Below are 17,464 nucleotides of genomic sequence, written 5' to 3' on the forward strand. Positions count from 1 at the left end.
ACTGTATAAATACACAGCATCAAGGAGATGATCATGCTATATATTATCCGCTTAGAAGATGCCCCTAAAGACTTAGCTGAACGCAATAAGCGCGATGCCGAATCACGTTTTCAACGTACGCTTGAACGCAAACTGGGCGGGCCAGATGCGGTGATACAAGCCTACCAAGCATGGCGTAATGCTGAAGAAACGTCAGAATACGAACTTAGCGACTCGCAAATTGGTTTAGTCAAGCAATGGCTATCTGCTGCATCACAAGCGCAAACCGAAGGCTTCAGAGAACTAGGCGAAAGCGAAGCCTACTTCGATATACGATTGCAATGCTAACATAATCACGCACCCACTACTGTGTTTTCAACCAGTCCTCGTAAGCGAAACGATACAACACATGATGACGCAACGGGTGATCTGATGGCAATGCCGGATGCATAAAGTCCTCGCCTTCGGCATAGCGCATGCCTATGCGCTGCATAACCGCCTGAGAACGTTGATTTGTGAGCGTCGTGAACGCCACGACTTCCGGTAGTTGTAGCGCAGTGAAAGCGTGTGCCAGCACCACACGCGCCGCCTCACTCGCATACCCACTGCCCCACGCTTGTTGGCACAAGCGCCACCCTATTTCTACTGTAGGCATAAACGGTAAGCCGCTGTGCCCAGGCACTGACAGCCCTACAAAACCGGCAAAAGGCAGCACTCCCGGTATCTCTAACGCCCAAAAGCCAAAACCATTTTTCTCAAAGCCCGCTTGAATGCGCTGGGCGAAGTCATCGCTTTGCTCTGCCGTCAGCACAGCAGGAAAATACTCCATCACGGCTGGGTCAGCATTCAGTGCGGCAAATGCGGGGAGATCATCACTGCACCACGGACGTAAACGTACACGCTCGCCAGTTAACACCACAGGGGGTTGCATCATACTTTCCTTAAAACTGTAGCTTTCTAGTATAGAACGAGGCACCTGCTCAGCTACAGCACTGATTGTGGTTTTATACTACGCCACATCACCTTCTAAACGCTGTCATGCATGGCCTTGCTTTGCGCGCTTGGCGTGTAAAACAGCACTATCACCGGTATTCGTACGGAGACACTCATGGCTGCACCCACTTGGTTAACCCCTGTCACGCTTCAAGGCACTACTGTTACCTTACGCCCCCTGCAGACTAACGATAGAGAGGCCTTGTTGGCAGCGGCAAGAGACGGAGAACTGTGGAAACTATGGTTTACCAGTGTACCTAGCGTAGACAGCATTGATGCCTACTTAAGCAAAGCGTTTGCTGACCGCGACGCTGGTGTGGCACTACCGTTTGCCGTCATAGATAACGCAACGGGTGAACTCGTAGGCAGCACCCGTTTCTGTAATGCCGACGTGCTCAACCAACGCGTAGAAATTGGCTATACCTGGTATGCCAAACGCTGCCAGCGAACAGCCATCAATACAGAAAGCAAACTACTGCTGTTAACCCACGCCTTTGAGAACCGTGCTGCCATCGCCGTTGAACTACGTACCAATTGGCACAATCATGCCTCTAGACAAGCGATTGCCCGCCTTGGCGCTAAGCAAGATGGCGTATTACGTAACCATCAAAAAATGCCCAATGGCGGTTACCGCGACACGGTGGTCTTTTCCATCCTGAACCACGAATGGCCCTCGGTAAAACAAGCTCTTGCCAGCCGATTACTGTAATTTTCCCTTTAACCTCTAGCTCTAGTCTTTCATACCCTTATGGAATTCCTTTTGGCGGGCAACTATGCCCACTACGTGTTGATGCTGTCTACCCTGATGTTGCTCATGGGAGCTGCTTTTCTAGGCAAACGCATTGGTAAACGCCGTCAAGCACAAGACCAACCCGTTGATGACGAGTTAAAAATCGTGCTGGGCGCTATTTTGTCGCTCTTTGGGTTGTTGGTGGGTTTTACCTTCTCCTTTGCGATTAACGGGTATCAAGCTCGCATACAAGCAGAAGAAAACGAAGCCATTGCCATTGGCAATGCATTTCAACGCATCTCGGTGCTAGAAGACAAATACCAGCCGCGTGCTGAAGAGATGCTGAACCAATACCTTGCTCTGCGCGTCCATTTCTTTGAGACTACGGATGAAACCGATAGAGCCGAAACACGCATTGCAGCCATACAGTTGCAAACGCATATGTGGAAGCTGATTAGCCAACTGGCAAAACAAAACCCTAGCGCAGTGATGGTCAGCGCATTAAACGCTAGCAATGAGCTCTACACCGCACAGCAAAAAACCATGTCCAGTTGGCAGCGTCAAGTGCCTGGTGCGGCATGGATACTGCTGCTGTTCTTTGCTGTGTGCTCTAACTTTTTGTTGGGCCACAACATACGCGGCATTCATGGCAACAACACCATCATCATGTTATTGCCAGCGCTGATCACGCTCGCTCTCTTGATGATTTCAGAAATTGACTCGCCCGGAGCAGGTCTTATTTACGTCACGCCCGAAAACCTTAATGCGTTACGCCACACCTTAGAAGTAGGCGGTTTAGCCCCCTAGCGCCCTGCCATACCCGGCTACGCTTTTGCACAGTTATGCTTAGTTGTTACTAAAGCCTACAAACATTGCGTAGCCCAAAAACTCGATTACCCTGTTCAATAGTACGTTAACTGTGACAGGGGCTAGCGCCTCTGCTTTGCCTCATGCAGCCCAACCAACCCCACCCTGCCTCCTTTGCTCACCCCGTGGCGTGGCTGCGGCAGCTCACACGCCTACAACCTGCCAAATGGAACTGGCCTCGTTCCACTCGAGCTGCACTGGGCATGGGGTTGCCTTTGGCAATAGGCACACTGTCGGGCAATCTAGGCGTATACCTTTGGGTAGCCATGGGGTTTCTGCTGCAAATGGGCGGTGAGCGCGATAACCCCTACCATATTTTGTTTCAGCGCATGCTGATCACCACGCCCCTCAGTTTGCTGGGGCTATTGTTAGGCTACTTAAGCTATTTGCCGTGGGAAGTGGTGATCCTCTGCTTTACCGTTTTAGCCTTTATTTCTGCTATTTTAAGTAGCTATAACTCGGCACTGTCTATAGGCACTATGCAGATGCTGATGATGGGTACAGTCGCGGTAGGCAACCCAGCCATTACCCAGTACTGGCACGTGGCATTACTGGCCTTTTCAGGGGTGGTTTTTTACGCCGCCTTATTGGGTATTGAGGCTTTGCTGCTCAAGCACAGACCCGAGGACCAAGCCTCAGAAAACCTACTACGGGCCTTGGCGCAGTTAGCGTTACACCGCGCCCAGAAGCAACCCACAGAACAAGATGAACAACAAATCACCAATAACTTAAACACGCTATATACGCTGATGTTTCATACCCGTTCGCTGTCACAAGGCAGGAACTTAGGTTCGGAACATACCGCCGCTGTGCTGCAGCGCTTTGATAGTTTATTTGCCTCTATTGTGGGATGTAATGATAGCGACCAGTTACATGCCATGGCGACCACACTGCAACAAGCTGCCACCGCCTATGCATCGCGTTCAAAGCACGTTCCAATAGCAGACAATACATCGGGCTGTAACCACAACCTCAGCAAAGACGCCAACGAGCTATTCCAAACCTTATGGCAGCGCTCTAGCACCTTGCCCGATAACAGCATTAATGCCCCACAGCCAGCCGCTAAACGTAAGCAATTGGCTGCTATTTTGGGTGAGTTAAGCCCCGGTAGAGAAGTACTCTTAGCGGCTGCAGCCTTAGCGGTCTGCACCTTTATTGCTTATGCTCTGCGCTGGAAAGATGACTACAGTCATTGGTATTGGATACCCATGACCGTGATTCTGGTGATGAAGCCCGATATGGGCTCGGTCTTTTCACGCAGTATGTTACGCAGTATAGGCACTAGCTTTGGCGTCATCATTGGTGGCTTTATTCTGTACTTTGTGAGCCCTGGGCCGTTATTTGTCATTATTATGGCGGCGTTGGCCTTTGTATTGCCTTGGGCGTCACAACGTTCGTACGCCATGATGTCGCTGATTATCACACCACTGGTGCTCGTACTAATAGACTATGTGAGCCCAGAAAAAAACGGGGTTAATTATGCGCTGCTACGCTTTGAAGACACCTTACTCGGTGGTGCTATTGCCCTCGTTTTTGGCTATTTATTGTGGCCCAAAACCAATCACCGTCAACTGTATCAAAACTTCCAACAAATACGGCAAGCCTTAGCACACTACCTACTCGCCACACTACCGCAAGCTACTGGGCCAGCCGAACAAGCCCCATTGCACAGCGCACGCCATGCAGCCTATGGCCAAATAGCCAATATACGTACCAACCTGCAAAAACAGCTATCAGACCCCCCCCCTGCCAGCCAAGAAGCATTATCGTGGTTTCCGCTTATTTCCAGTGCTGCCCGTATGGCCAATTGCATTACGGCTTACTCTATTAACAACACCGGCACGCTGAGCACACACGACTTACAGTACATACAAAAGCTTGCCGATCTGATCGCGCATGGTACACCGGCTGACTTTCCCAAAGAGGCCTGGCAAAGCGATACACCCGGCTCTGCTGAGGATCAGTTGTTACGTGCAGCCATGAACGAACTACAACATGTGAATGGCATGGTGGATGTACGCCCTGCTACCACCGCTACTCATGAAGCCACTACCACCTAAGGGCATAGTGGCTGCTACGCTAGTAAAACCAATGCGCCAAATGTATATCGTCGGGCTCTTTTTCGTAGAGCTCACGATCAGGGGGTAAGCTCAGTTCTGCACCACGGCTAAGGTAAAACTCCACCGTGCGCTGTGTAGAGGTCGCAGAAATATAAAATCCCACAATGCCCATCACTTCGGCTTCGGCTCTGGTGCGAGCATACAGCTCAGAAGCTAACCCTTGGCCTCGCCAGCCATGACTGACATGCAGAAACGCTAACTGGTGCAGCTTAGGATAGTCGGTGACTGGACGGCTATCCATCACACTCACTGCCGCTAACTCATCCCCCTCAAAAGCCCCCAAGAAAAGGCCACCACGCTCAAAGCAAGCTCGCAGAACCGGACCATATTCGGCCTCTTCACCCTCGGGCCAGCCACGTGTATCGTAAAACTGCTCGCGCAATTGCAAACGGTCATTCACCATTACGTAGACATGTTGAACAATTTCACGGCGTTCAATTTTCCATACTTTATCTACTTCTTGCTCTGTTAACCGTCTGTACTGCATTCACACCCCTTCATTCTCTACACCTAATCATTCAGCACGCATCACCCACCTCTTTGAAGACGAGCGCTACGGTCTGCCTCTGGCAATAAAAAACCGAGTCAGAGACTCGGTTTTTAGTATTACAACATACCTAGCTGTAATCTGGCAGATTCGCTCATCATGTCGCGACTCCATGGTGGATCCCACACCAGATCCACATCCACCTGCTCCACGCCTTGTATGGATTGCAACTTGAAGCGCGCTTCATCGGCAATCATCGTACCCATGCCACAACCTGGTGCTGTCAGCGTCATTTCCATACGGATCGCATACTTATCAGCCTCTAACTGGCTAACGGCGCAGGTATACACCAACCCCAAATTCACGATATCAACGGGAATTTCCGGGTCAAACACCTGCGTCAATACAATCCACGCGGCGTCTTCAATGGTTTTCTCGCTGAGTGGCTGCTCCGGCACAAACACTTCGCGCTCTACCACCTCTTGGCCTAATGCATCCGCATCAGAGCCTTCCACTCGGTACAGGTTGCCCTCTACCAATACAGTAAAGCTACCACCCAAACGTTGCGTGATGGTTGCCATGCAACCTGCTTCAATAGTGACCGGTGAGCCATAAGGAATGGTTACTGCCGGACAATCACGACTAATTACTACATCTTCACGGTCGAAGTAACTCAAGGTCTGCCCCTATTCTGTCTTCGCGGTTTCTTGTGCTTTTGCAATCGCATTATGCAACGTGTGCCATGCTAAAGAGGCACACTTCACACGTGCAGGGAACTCTTTCACACCAGACAAGACTTCCAGCTTGCCTAGGTCTCGATCTGGATGCTCATGCGTCAGCATGGCATGTACATCTTCAAACAGTTGCTCTACTTCCGCTTTGCTTTTGCCTTTACACGCTTCCGTCATCAATGACGCAGACGCTTTAGAAATTGCACAGCCATGACCAATAAAGCTCACTTCTTCCACGATTCCTGCGTCATTTAAACGCGCATATACCGTTAACTGATCACCGCACAATGGGTTGTGCCCATCGGCTTGGTGGGTTGCCGGATCCAAGGCCTTAAAGTTACGCGGATTACGATTATGGTCAAAAATTACTTCTTGATAGAGTTCGCGCAATCCATCGAATGCATTACTCATCACCTACTCCAAAGAGTTTCTGTGCTTTTTTCAAACTAGCCACCAAGGCATCCACATCCGCAAAAGTGTTGTACACACCAAATGACGCACGTGCCGTGCCAGGAATACCCAACTCGGTCATGAGTGGCATCGCGCAATGGTGGCCCGCACGAATGGCTACGCCATCCATGTCCAAAATAGTCCCTAAATCATGGGGATGTATGCCATCCACCAAGAACGACACCACACCCGCTTTATGCGGTGCAGTACCTACAATTTTAATCCCTGTCAGAGCTTGCAACTGTTCGGTTGCGTACGCCAACAGCGCTTGTTCGTGTTCGGTAATGGCGTCAAAGCCTAACTTTTGCACGTACTTCAACGCTTCAGCCAACACCACCACACCAGCAATATTAGGCGTACCCGCCTCAAAGCGTTGTGGCGCAGGCGCAAACGTACTGCCCGAGAAGCTAACGGTATGGATCATGTCACCACCGCCCTTCCAAGGTGGCATCGCATCCAACAGCGCATATTTACCGTACAACACACCCACACCGGTAGGGCCGTAGATTTTGTGACCTGAGAATGCGTAGAAATCACAATCTAAGTCTTGTACATCAACGACTTGGTGCGCAACCGCTTGGGCGCCATCCAGCAACACCACCGCACCCACAGCGTGAGCCTCGGCAATCATTTCCTTAACTGGATTCACCGTACCCAATGCATTGGATACGTGCACCAAACCGACGAACTTGGTACGTGGGCTTAGCAAACGTTTGTACTCAGCTTGATCCAGCGTGCCATCTTCCAACATAGGCACAACCTTAATCACCGCCCCCTTTTCATCGGCCAACAACTGCCATGGCACGATATTGGAGTGATGCTCAAGCATGGTCAGCAGAATCTCGTCGCCAGCTTTGATATTGGCACGTCCCCATGTGGCAGCAACCAAGTTGATGCTATCCGTAGTGCCACTGGTAAAAACGATTTCTTCAGTGCGTGCAGCGTGCAAGAACGCACGCGTGCACTCGCGGCTACGGTCGTATAAGTCCGTAGCATGTTGCGATAGCCAATGCACACCACGGTGTATATTGGCATTCTCGCGTTCATAGAATTCGCGCTCGGCCTGAATGACGCACTCTGGTTTTTGCGTCGTTGCACCATTATCCAAATACACCAGTCGTTGGTCGCGGATTGGGTGCTGCAAAATGGGGAAATCCCCTTGTACATCCAGTTTGATTTCAGTAATGGCAGAAGCGCTCATCATTTATTCCCCAGCCAAGGCCAAACCACCTGGCAGCAAAGCAGAAATACTAGCGATAGCACGAGCACGTAATGCATCGTGACGAATACGATCCAGGCTGGCAGCAGCAAAGGCGTAAATCAACAGATTACGTGCCTCTTCCATGCTCAAACCACGCGAACGCAGGTAGAACAGGCTTTCCTCATCCAACTGGCCTACTGTCGCACCGTGCGCGCACTTTACGTCATCGGCGTAAATTTCCAGCTCGGGGCGGGCATCGCTACGCGCCAACTTAGACAGCAATAAGCTGTCAGAGCGTTGGATTGCATCGGTACCATCAGCACCTTTACCCACCACAATACGGCCACTAAACACACCACGTGCCATATCGGTCAAAATACCGCGGTAGTACTCGTGGCTAATGCAGTTAGGCACAGCATGATCAATCACCGTGTTGTGATCCACATGACGTTTACCGTCTACGTAGTACAAACCGTTGAACAAGGTTTCACAACGCTCGCCCAAGAACTGGGTACGGATATTGTGACGAGAAAGCTTCGCGCCAAAAGACAACGAGTGCGACTCGAAGCGCGAGGATTTTTGCTGTGTCACACTGATATCTGCCAAGTGCAACGCTTGTGTGTTTTCCTGTTGGAACTTCACATGCGTGAGGTTGGCGTCAGCGTCTATAACAACTTGCGTAGACACGTTATTCAACGAGGCCACATCATCGCTAGCACTTACGTGATACTCAACCACCGTTGCTACAGCACCCGCGTCCAGACGAATCACGTTACGTGGAAAGCTGCCGCCTTGAGCACAGGTGTTCATGAACACCACTTGCACAGGCTCCTCTAGCGCCACACCACGTGCTACGTGCACGTAAGCACCGTCTTCAGCCAGCGCCAAGTTCAAGGCAGCAACGCTAGTGCCAGCATCCGCTTGACCATAAACAGCGTCCAAATCGGCGTCGTTCAGATGATCCGCCAATGCGCCCACAGTGACGCCCGCTGGCATATTACCGACGTTAGATAACTGTGCTGAGTAACGACCATCCACAAACACCAACCAGTGGCCTGCTTCGTTTTGCTTCACAGCCTTAACTTGTGCCGCTACATCGGCAGACACAGGGCGTGTGTACGTAACCTGCTCTAAAAATGCCAACGAAGTGTGGTGCCAGTCTTCCAGTTTAGTGGTAGGCCAACCTTCTGCTGCAAAACGTTCTAAAGCTTGCTGTCGTCGGCTAGCTAGCCAAGCGGGTGCATCTGCCAGTGTCTGCGCATACTCCGTGACCCATGCAGGGAGCTTGCTCATACGGCGGCTCCTTTAGCAGCCTGTTCTGCAGCCAACTCTTTCACCCAGCCGTAACCACGTTTTTCCAATTCCAACGCCAAGCTAGCGTCGCCAGACTTAATGATCTGACCATTCGCCAACACGTGTACGTGATCAGGAACGATGTAATCCAACAGACGCTGGTAGTGCGTAATCACGATCATGGCGCGATCTGGTGCACGCAAACGGTTTACACCATCCGCCACTACACGCAAAGCATCAATATCCAGACCGGAGTCGGTTTCGTCCAGAATCGCCAATTTAGGTTCCAACAGACTCATCTGCAGAACTTCATTGCGTTTTTTCTCACCGCCAGAGAAGCCTTCGTTCACAGAGCGGTACAAGAACTCTTCACGCATACCTACGGTTTTCATTTCAGCTTTAACCAGCTTCAAGAAATCCATAGCATCCAGCTCGGGCTCGCCACGTTGACGACGAATAGCGTTTAGTGAAGCGCGCAAGAAATACGCGTTAGACACGCCTGGAATTTCGATGGGGTATTGGAAGGCCAAAAACACGCCATTGCGGGCACGCTCTTCAATCGCCATATCCAACAAGTCTTGGCCATCAAACTCTACAGAACCACCGTTAATGGTGTAGTCATCACGGCCTGCCAACACTTGCGACAAGGTACTTTTACCTGAGCCGTTAGGGCCCATGATGGCGTGGACTTCACCCGCTTTAACTTCCAGATTCAGACCGCGCAAAATTTGTTTGTCTTCAATAGAAGCACGTAAATCTTTAATACTCAACATGATGAAGCTCTCCTTAACCTACACTGCCTTCCAAACTTACGCCGAGCAGGTTTTGGGCCTCGACTGCAAATTCCATTGGCAACTCTTTAATGACATCCTTGCAAAAACCGTTCACGATCATGGACACGGCATCTTCAGCTGAAATCCCACGCTGCATGGCGTAAAACAACTGATCCTCACCAATGCGGGATGCGGTTGCTTCGTGCTCTACGCTAGCCGTAGGATTTTGCACTTCCATGGTTGGGAAGGTGTGTGCCGAACAGCGTTTGCCAATCAGCAAGGAGTCACACTGGGTAAAATTCCGGGCATTTTCTGCTTTAGGGGTGATACGTACCAAACCACGGTACGTGTTCATGCCCTCACCTGCCGAAATACCTTTGGATATGATGGTGCTACGGGTATTTTTACCCATATGTATCATTTTGGTGCCGGTATCCGCTTGCTGACGATGGTTACTCAAGGCGACAGAGTAAAACTCACCCACCGAGTCATCGCCACGCAATACCACACTTGGGTATTTCCACGTGATGGCCGAACCTGTTTCTACCTGCGTCCAAGAAATACGTGAACGTGCGCCACGGCACTCACCACGCTTGGTCACAAAGTTGTAAATACCACCTACCCCGTCTTTATCGCCTGGGTACCAGTTTTGCACGGTGGAGTATTTAATATTGGCGTCATCCAGCGCGACCAGTTCAACCACTGCCGCATGCAACTGGTTTTCATCTCGCATGGGCGCCGTACAGCCTTCTAGGTAGCTAACAGAAGCACCTTCTTCGGCAATGATCAACGTACGCTCGAACTGCCCTGTGTTAGCCGCATTAATACGGAAGTACGTGGAAAGCTCCATTGGGCAACGCACGCCTTTAGGAACAAACACAAACGAACCGTCTGAAAACACCGCGGAGTTCAACGCCGCATAGAAGTTATCAGCTGGTGGAACCACCGTACCCAAATACTGACGAATCAGCTCGGGGTATTTATGCACGGCTTCCGAGAAAGCACAGAAAATCACGCCCACGTCTTCTAGCTGCTTTTTAAAGGTGGTAGCCACTGATACGGAGTCAAATACCGCATCTACTGCCACACCCGCCAAGCGAGCACGCTCATGCAGTGGCACACCTAGTTTTTCGTAGGTACGCAGCAGCTCTGGATCGACTTCATCCAAACTTTTGGGGCCATCATCTTTGCTTTTAGGGGCCGCGTAATAACTGATGTCTTGGAAATCTATAGGCGCATAATTCACCACCGACCATGTCGGCGACTTCATTTCCAGCCATTGCCTATAAGCAGCCAAACGCCATTCGAGCATAAACTCGGGCTCCTGCTTTTTAGCAGAAATCAGGCGGATGGTATCTTCATTTAGCCCTTTAGGGATGATGACAGATTCAATATCCGTCACAAAACCTGCTTCGTATTCTCTATCGAGAAACGTATCGAGGTGTTCGTTGACAGTACTCATTCAAGAAAGCTCCACTTTGGAAGTGCGTGCTGTGAAAGGTGTTTGGTCTTGCAAGACCGTGCGTTTAAGAGGAAATTCCGAGGGCGAAGGCCGAATCATATCTGCAACGCTGACATCTTCCAGCGTTCGACGTACAATATCGTTGATTCGTTGCCAGTTGCTACGAATGTGGCAATCTGATTCCACATTACAGGCACCCGGAGTCGCCACACATTCGGTAATACCGAAAGGCTGGTCATCCAGGGCATCAATAATCTGAGCAACGCTAATCTCATTAGCTGGCCGCGCGAGCGTATAACCACCACGCGCACCACGTGTACTGATGACCAGCTCATCCTGACTTAGCAGCTTCAACACTTTGCTGACTGTAGGTTGCCCCAACCCCAGCTGTGTAGCGAGCTCCGATGCACTGAATACACGGCTGGGATCTCCCGCCATGTGGGTCAGAACAAGGGTTCCATAGTCTATAATTTTGCTGATTCGCAGCATGACGCGATCTCTTGCAAGCCTCAAATAAGAATATAGTACCGCTTTGGTACTATATGCGTCAAATCACCAAGACAGACTGATCACTGTTACGCCCACCTCTTGTAATATTTAGCACTTTTAAACAACAGTTTCCCCTACAATAGATGCTTCGTTTACATTTTCTGGCACGCAGCATCTTTCATGGTTTCCCGTCACGTCGATCTCAACACCGCCTTACAGCTTTGTGCCAAAGGCGACCAACGCGCTTTTGCTGATCTTTATGCTCAGGAGATGCCGCGCATTATGGCCTACTCCCTGTCCATGCTAGGCAGCCCCTCCGCAGCTGAGAATCTGGCTTGCGAGACCTTCGTGCTGGCATGGAAAAACTCTTTAGGCTTTGACCCATCGCTAGGTAGCGCCCAAGCGTGGATTTACAGCATTTTGCGTTACCGCGCCCGAGCACACCAACAGCGCGGTACCAGCCCCAGCTCGCTGCCTAATTTCACCAACATAGGTCACCGCTATAGCAGCGGCCTACTGGCGTACTTCCCCCGTTTAGATCAAACCTCTAAACAAGTACTGCTGATGTCCTACCTACAAGGCAAAAATTACGCCCAGATTGCCCAAAGCGAAAACACCACCGTTACCCAATTACGCCGACGCGTACGCTTAGGCCTCGCCCTGCTGCGTAAGTTATTGCACGGTCAAAGTACATCGTTAGACGAACAACAACTGCAAGTTGCCGAATACACTCTGGGCTTATTGTCTGACACTGAACAGCAGTCCATACAATCACTGCTGCAACACGACGACCAAGCCGCCTTTGACGCCTTAAGCTGGGAACAAGACCTCATTGCTCTGTGCGACTTGTTGCCACAACAGCAACCGCCGTCTGAAGCCTTGTTCACACGCATACAAGAAATGCTGGGCCTAACCCCTATCGCGCTAGGCCCCATTGAGCATAACGATCAAAACTTCCAACCCAAGCTCTATCGCGCTGATGCGGCATCTACCTTCGCCATTCCAGCCAAAGAACAAGAGCCTGAGGTCGCGATCGCCATAGCAGAAGAAAGCCTACCTGCAGAAGCCGAGCAAAACGACGACCACGAGCTGCATCACATTAGCTTTTCAGCCAACGACGATGCGCCAGAAGCACAGCCTTACTACGCGGCCCCCAGCACAGAAAACACCGCTCACGACGATTTTTCACCCACGCCCACAGAAAGCTTTAGCGCGATCAAAAGCGAAACACGTACCGAGCAGCGAAAACCCGCTAAGACGCTGTCACCACAGCAGAAAAAAATCGCACGTATCGCTGCCATTGTGCTTGCTGTAATCGCCTTGATTATTGTGGTGATCAGCCTACTTCCCACAAAGCCGCCTATTACCGTGATAGAAATGGCTCCTCGTTATGGCGCAATCCTAATGGCACCAGGCCAATCCTCCACGCCAGGCTGGGTGATGACCTCGGACCCTGAAGGCAACTTATTGCTAGAACCGAAGGTACACACACAGCTGGATGCCAACCAAAGTGCTCAACTTTGGACACAACGCCCCTTCGATCCCAAGCCCACCTCATTAGGCCTAATCGACCCTAATCAGCCGGTTGCCTTGCCTGTCTCTCTGATAGGCACCATCGAAAACGATCAGGTGTTTGAAATCACCCTAGAAAACGCCCAAGGCGCAGCCAGTGGCCAACCCCAAGGCCCTGTGCTGTTCATTGGACGTATCGTGCGCTTTGGTGAAGTACCAGCCATGCAAGCGCCCACTACCAATAGCGAAGCGTCCTAATCGCCTCGCTTAGCGCTTACGAGCAGCAGCGTCTTGCTGCTCCAACCAGTCTAGTTCCACTTGCTCAAAACCCGCCTCAAGTCTAGCGGGGATATTAAATGGCCCTTTTAGCGTAGGGGCACGAAATTTCTCAGCCATCTCGGGGTACATCGCCACGGGATCTACCTTTTGCTGCGAACATTGCCAGCGATACCAGTAATTCCCCAATGCCACGTGCCCTACCTCATCGCGCAAAATAATATCCAAAATGGCCGCACCCTTTGCATCACCCACTTGAGCTAAGCGATTACGTACCAGTGGGCACGCATCTAGACCTCGAGCCTCTAAGGTTCTGGGCACTAACGCCAAACGCGCCAGCAAGTCTTCTTGTGTGCGCTCAGCCATATCCCACAACCCATCGTGAGCAGGAAAAGCACCATAATCAAAACCCAGCTCTTGCAAATAATCACGCAATAAATTGAAGTGATAGACCTCTTCGGCTGCCACATTTAGCCAGCCGCCATAAAAAGCCTCTGGCATGCCCGCGAAGCGCCACATAATATCCAAGGCCAAATTAATCGCGTTGAATTCAATGTGCGCCAGCGCATGCAATAAGCCCGCCCTTCCCTCAACAGAACCCAAACCACGGTGCGGCACTTTTTGAGGCGGCACAATAACCGGTGCGCTAGGCCTACCCGGCACACCCGTAGGTTCCTTGTAGATGGCAACTGTATCTATCACTGGTGTAGTAATAGCCTGCATCGCACGCACGAGTTCTGATTTTCGCTGCGGATCAGTTGCTAGTAACGCTGTCAGCGCTTGTTGTCGTATACACGTTTTTTGCATAGAAAAAAGTCCGGCTAATTGCCGGACCCTTTTTGGTACGTAGTCAGTTCATCTTACTGCACGACTGCTGTTCTGGTCAGTACATCATCCAACGCATTAGCGACGTTTTCCAACTCTTGACGCAAACCTTGCAACTCTACAGCACTAAGGCGAACCGCTGCTTCGCTGTCGTAAGGCACTTCCACACCATCACCCAGACGGTTGCGAGCACCGCTAATCGTAAAGCCCTCTTCGTATAACAGCTTACGAATACGACGAATCAGCAATACTTCGTGGTGCTGGTAGTAGCGTCGGTTGCCACGGCGCTTTACCGGCTTAAGTTGCATGAACTCTTGTTCCCAATACCGCAATACATGCGGTTTTACGCAACATAAGTCACTTACCTCACCAATGGTGAAATAACGCTTAGCGGGAATTGGAGGCAGATTTGCCGTATTTTCTACATTCGTCATGATGAGTTCTTAATCAATGCGAGAAACAAAAAGCATAGACCTGCGATTAGGCTTCAACCACCTGCTCTACATCTTCCACTACCGCTTTCAATTTCTGGCTAGCATGGAAAGTCACAACTCGGCGAGCCGAAATGGGAATCACCTCGCCTGTTTTGGGGTTACGACCAGGACGCGGCGGTTTATTGCGCACCTGAAAGTTCCCAAACCCAGACAGTTTAACTTCATCACCCTGCTCCAGCGTATTGCGGATCTCGGCAAAAAACGTATCAACAATGTCTTTGGCTTCCCGCTTATTCAACCCTACGTGGTCAAATAACAATTCGGTCAGTTCTGCTTTAGTAAGCGTGCTGCTGACATTCATGAATAGCTCTCCCCTTTCTTATGCGCGCTGACGTACTTGGTGATTATCTACCAACGCTTTTAACAACTGTTGCATTGCCTGCTCAACCGTAGCGTCATCCAAGGTGCTATCTGGTGACTGTAACCAGAAACGCATGGCCAAACTCTGCTCTGCAGGGTCGGCTGGATCACGCCAAATATCGAACAAACGAATATCCTTAACGATAGCAAGATTTTCATGCTGGCGCACGGTTTCTTGCAAGGTATCCAGCAAGCTTTGGTAATTCACTTGGCTATTTACCCAGAATGCCAAGTCACGCTGTACCACAGGCTGTCTGGACAAGGCTTTTGCCACAGGCAACTCTTTGTGCGACAAGGCCTCTACATCGACTTCGAACACCACCGGTGCAGTCGCCAGATCTAAGTCTGACAACCATGCGGGATGCACTTCGCCAATCATACCGATGACCTTACCGTCTAGCTCAATACGCGCGCTACGCCCAGGATGCAGCGCTGGGTGCTCGGCCGCTACAAAACGCAATTCTTGCGCTGTATTGCCAAACAAGGTTTCCACGTCTTTTTTCACATCGAAAAAATCAACGTTACGTTTCGCCATGCCCCATTGCTCAGGGAAAGCTTGCCCCCAAGCTGCACCTGCCAAATAGGTAGGCTGTGCAATGCCACCCACCGTCAAATCGCCACTTTGTACCGATGCATCGCGGCTAAACACGCGACCCAGCTCAAAGACACGCACACGTGGCTGACGGTGCTTGGCGTTGTAAGCAATATTCGCCAACAAGCCACCAATCAGCGAAGAACGCATGACTGCCAAGTGACTAGCAATAGGGTTCAGCAAACGGATTGGATCTTGGTTGCCGTGGTAATTCTTTTCCCATACTTCTTCAACGAAGGAGTAATTAATGACCTCTTGGAAGTCCAAAGCCGCCATGCTGGCACGCAACGCATGCGGACCACGCAATGACTCAGGCTCTTCGTACATGGCGGCACGCGCCACAGGAGGTACATCGGGCAGGTTTTCAAAACCGTAAATACGCGCTACTTCTTCGATCAGATCCTCTTCGATCTGCATATCAAAGCGGTAGCTAGGAGGCACTACCGTGAACACCTGATCTTTGCAGTCAAACTCAAAGCCCAGACGCTGAAAAATACGCGCCACATCGGCTTCAGTCACCGGCACACCCAACACTTTATGGCAACGCGCCAAACGCATGGATACGGGGTCACGTGTAGGCAGTTTGCGTTGAATATCGTCTACTGGGCCCGCTTGGCCACCGCAGATTTCCAGAATCAAACGCGTAATACGCTCTACGTGTTCGGTGATGTGATCGAAGTCTACACCACGCTCAAAACGGTGGCTGGCGTCTGACGAGAATTTGTACTCGCGCGCACGGCCCATAATGGCTTCAGGCCACCAGAAAGCCGACTCCAAATACACGTCCGTCGTGTCTAGTGTCACGGCAGTATCTTCACCGCCCATGATTCCAGCCAAGCTTTCAATCTTGCCGTTGCAAGCAATAATGCCCACTTTTTCGTTCAGATCAATAACTTTACCGCTGAGCAGCTCTAGCTTTTCACCCTCTTTAGCCCAACGTACTTCCAAACCGCCTTGCAGTTTAGCCAAATCAAATACGTGAGAGGGACGACCCAGCTCTAACATGACATAGTTAGAGATATCCACCAAAGCGGATACTGGGCGCTGACCAGCGCGCTCCAAACGGCGTTTCATCCATTCAGGCGTAGTCGCACGAGCATTCACACCTTTGATGACACGGCCCACAAAACGGCCACATAAATCAGGGGACTGCACATCCACGGCAACGCGATCGGCAATGCTTACATCAACAGGCTCAAAGCTAGGCACTGTCATGGACAAATCATTCAACGCCGCCACTTCACGCGCCACACCCAACACCGACAAGCAGTCAGCGCGGTTAGGCGTCATTTTCAGTTCGAAAACGGTGTCATCTAAGTCCAAGTACTCACGAATATCAGTACCCACTGGTGCATCGGCAGGCAGCTCCATCAGGCCTTCGTGGTCAGTAGATAAGCCCAGCTCACGCGCCGAACACAACATGCCAGCAGATGGCACACCGCGCATTTTTACCGCACCAATAGTCATACCGCCAGGCAGTTCTGCACCAATACGCGCTACTGGCACGTGCAAACCTACCGCCGCATTCGGTGCGCCACATACGATTTGCAGCAACTCACCTGAGCCATCGTCCACTTTGCACACGCGTAAGCGGTCGGCATCAGGGTGAGGAGTAACCTCAACAATATGTCCCACCACTACCTGCGTAAACGCTGGAGCAGCTGTAAAAACGTCTTCTACCTCTAGCCCAGCCATGGTCAACTGATGAGCCAGCGCATCGGCATCCAAAGTAGGATTAACAAAAGAACGAAGCCAGGATTCTGAAATTAACATGATGAATACGTAAGCGTAAAAAGTTGCAGTAGCGTTTGGAGGGACAGAGCCTTCAGC

Annotated in this window: 18 protein-coding genes; 5 read left to right on the forward strand and 13 right to left on the reverse strand. The window is 50.9% G+C overall.

Features of this window, described 5'->3' with window-relative positions; all coding sequences use genetic code 11:
• The first annotated feature begins 33 nt into the window (after window positions 1-33).
• Window positions 34-327: a hypothetical protein gene (locus GY634_RS12375; RefSeq protein WP_166408936.1), complete on the forward strand. Its 294-nt coding sequence runs from the start codon at window positions 34-36 to the stop codon at window positions 325-327.
• A gap of 16 nt (window positions 328-343) precedes the next feature.
• Here the strand turns inward: GY634_RS12375 and GY634_RS12380 are convergent, their stop codons facing one another.
• Window positions 344-913, reverse strand: coding sequence for a GNAT family N-acetyltransferase (locus tag GY634_RS12380; protein ID WP_166408938.1), 570 nt, complete (start codon window positions 911-913; stop codon window positions 344-346).
• 174 nt (window positions 914-1,087) lie between these two features.
• On the opposite strand from GY634_RS12380, the gene GY634_RS12385 reads away from it, so the two are divergent.
• The 3 genes from GY634_RS12385 to GY634_RS12395 all read left to right on the forward strand — a co-directional run bounded on the left by GY634_RS12385 (window position 1,088) and on the right by GY634_RS12395 (window position 4,629).
• Window positions 1,088-1,681 carry a GNAT family N-acetyltransferase gene (locus GY634_RS12385; RefSeq protein WP_166408940.1) on the forward strand — a complete coding sequence of 198 codons (594 nt, stop codon included), beginning with the start codon at window positions 1,088-1,090 and terminating at the stop codon, window positions 1,679-1,681.
• A gap of 39 nt (window positions 1,682-1,720) precedes the next feature.
• Window positions 1,721-2,509 carry a bestrophin-like domain gene (locus GY634_RS12390; RefSeq protein ID WP_166408942.1) on the forward strand — a complete coding sequence of 263 codons (789 nt, stop codon included), beginning with the start codon at window positions 1,721-1,723 and terminating at the stop codon, window positions 2,507-2,509.
• 143 nt (window positions 2,510-2,652) lie between these two features.
• Entirely contained in the window at window positions 2,653-4,629 is a 1,977-nt protein-coding gene (locus GY634_RS12395) for an FUSC family protein (protein ID WP_166408944.1), read from the forward strand.
• A gap of 19 nt (window positions 4,630-4,648) precedes the next feature.
• Here the strand turns inward: GY634_RS12395 and GY634_RS12400 are convergent, their stop codons facing one another.
• The 8 genes from GY634_RS12400 to GY634_RS12435 form a co-directional block, all read right to left on the reverse strand.
• Window positions 4,649-5,176: a GNAT family N-acetyltransferase gene (locus GY634_RS12400; protein ID WP_166408946.1), complete on the reverse strand. Its 528-nt coding sequence runs from the start codon at window positions 5,174-5,176 to the stop codon at window positions 4,649-4,651.
• Between the two features lie 119 nt (window positions 5,177-5,295).
• Complete coding sequence (sufT, locus tag GY634_RS12405; protein WP_166408948.1) at window positions 5,296-5,853, reverse strand: putative Fe-S cluster assembly protein SufT; 558 nt, start codon at window positions 5,851-5,853, stop codon at window positions 5,296-5,298.
• A 9-nt stretch (window positions 5,854-5,862) separates the two neighbouring features.
• Window positions 5,863-6,318, reverse strand: coding sequence for a Fe-S cluster assembly sulfur transfer protein SufU (sufU, locus tag GY634_RS12410; protein WP_166408950.1), 456 nt, complete (start codon window positions 6,316-6,318; stop codon window positions 5,863-5,865).
• Window positions 6,311-7,561 (reverse strand): cysteine desulfurase, encoded by a 1,251-nt coding sequence (locus tag GY634_RS12415; RefSeq protein WP_423227302.1) that lies wholly within the window; start codon window positions 7,559-7,561, stop codon window positions 6,311-6,313. The genes sufU and GY634_RS12415 overlap by 8 nt, the downstream gene beginning before the upstream one ends.
• Entirely contained in the window at window positions 7,562-8,851 is a 1,290-nt protein-coding gene (sufD, locus tag GY634_RS12420) for a Fe-S cluster assembly protein SufD (RefSeq protein WP_166408952.1), read from the reverse strand.
• On the reverse strand, window positions 8,848-9,624 hold the full coding sequence (gene sufC, locus GY634_RS12425) for a Fe-S cluster assembly ATPase SufC (RefSeq protein ID WP_166408954.1): 777 nt from the start codon (window positions 9,622-9,624) through the stop codon (window positions 8,848-8,850). The genes sufD and sufC overlap by 4 nt, the downstream gene beginning before the upstream one ends.
• A 13-nt stretch (window positions 9,625-9,637) precedes the next feature.
• Entirely contained in the window at window positions 9,638-11,086 is a 1,449-nt protein-coding gene (gene sufB / locus GY634_RS12430; protein ID WP_166408956.1) for a Fe-S cluster assembly protein SufB, read from the reverse strand.
• The gene (locus GY634_RS12435; RefSeq protein WP_242683699.1) at window positions 11,087-11,524 is read right to left on the reverse strand and encodes an SUF system Fe-S cluster assembly regulator; all 438 of its coding nucleotides are present in this window, start codon (window positions 11,522-11,524) and stop codon (window positions 11,087-11,089) included.
• 231 nt (window positions 11,525-11,755) lie between these two features.
• Between GY634_RS12435 and GY634_RS12440 the strand changes: the two genes are divergently transcribed.
• Window positions 11,756-13,345: an anti-sigma factor domain-containing protein gene (locus GY634_RS12440; protein WP_166408960.1), complete on the forward strand. Its 1,590-nt coding sequence runs from the start codon at window positions 11,756-11,758 to the stop codon at window positions 13,343-13,345.
• A 9-nt stretch (window positions 13,346-13,354) separates the two neighbouring features.
• On the opposite strand, the gene GY634_RS12445 is transcribed toward GY634_RS12440, so the two are convergent.
• Genes GY634_RS12445 through pheT form a run of 4 tightly spaced genes read right to left on the reverse strand, consistent with a single transcriptional unit; the run spans window position 13,355 to window position 17,407 of the window.
• Window positions 13,355-14,170 (reverse strand): ferritin-like domain-containing protein, encoded by an 816-nt coding sequence (locus GY634_RS12445; RefSeq protein ID WP_166408962.1) that lies wholly within the window; start codon window positions 14,168-14,170, stop codon window positions 13,355-13,357.
• Window positions 14,171-14,223: 53 nt separating this feature from the next.
• Window positions 14,224-14,622: a MerR family transcriptional regulator gene (locus GY634_RS12450; RefSeq protein ID WP_166408964.1), complete on the reverse strand. Its 399-nt coding sequence runs from the start codon at window positions 14,620-14,622 to the stop codon at window positions 14,224-14,226.
• 46 nt (window positions 14,623-14,668) lie between these two features.
• Window positions 14,669-14,983 carry an integration host factor subunit alpha gene (locus GY634_RS12455; protein WP_135866268.1) on the reverse strand — a complete coding sequence of 105 codons (315 nt, stop codon included), beginning with the start codon at window positions 14,981-14,983 and terminating at the stop codon, window positions 14,669-14,671.
• An 18-nt stretch (window positions 14,984-15,001) separates the two neighbouring features.
• Window positions 15,002-17,407, reverse strand: a complete 2,406-nt coding sequence (gene pheT / locus GY634_RS12460; RefSeq protein ID WP_166408966.1) for a phenylalanine--tRNA ligase subunit beta — start codon at window positions 17,405-17,407, stop codon at window positions 15,002-15,004.
• Between the last annotated feature and the right edge of the window lie 57 nt (window positions 17,408-17,464).

It is taken from the genome of Paenalcaligenes suwonensis (genome assembly GCF_011290505.1).
In the GTDB taxonomy this organism is placed as follows: domain Bacteria; phylum Pseudomonadota; class Gammaproteobacteria; order Burkholderiales; family Burkholderiaceae_B; genus Paenalcaligenes; species Paenalcaligenes suwonensis.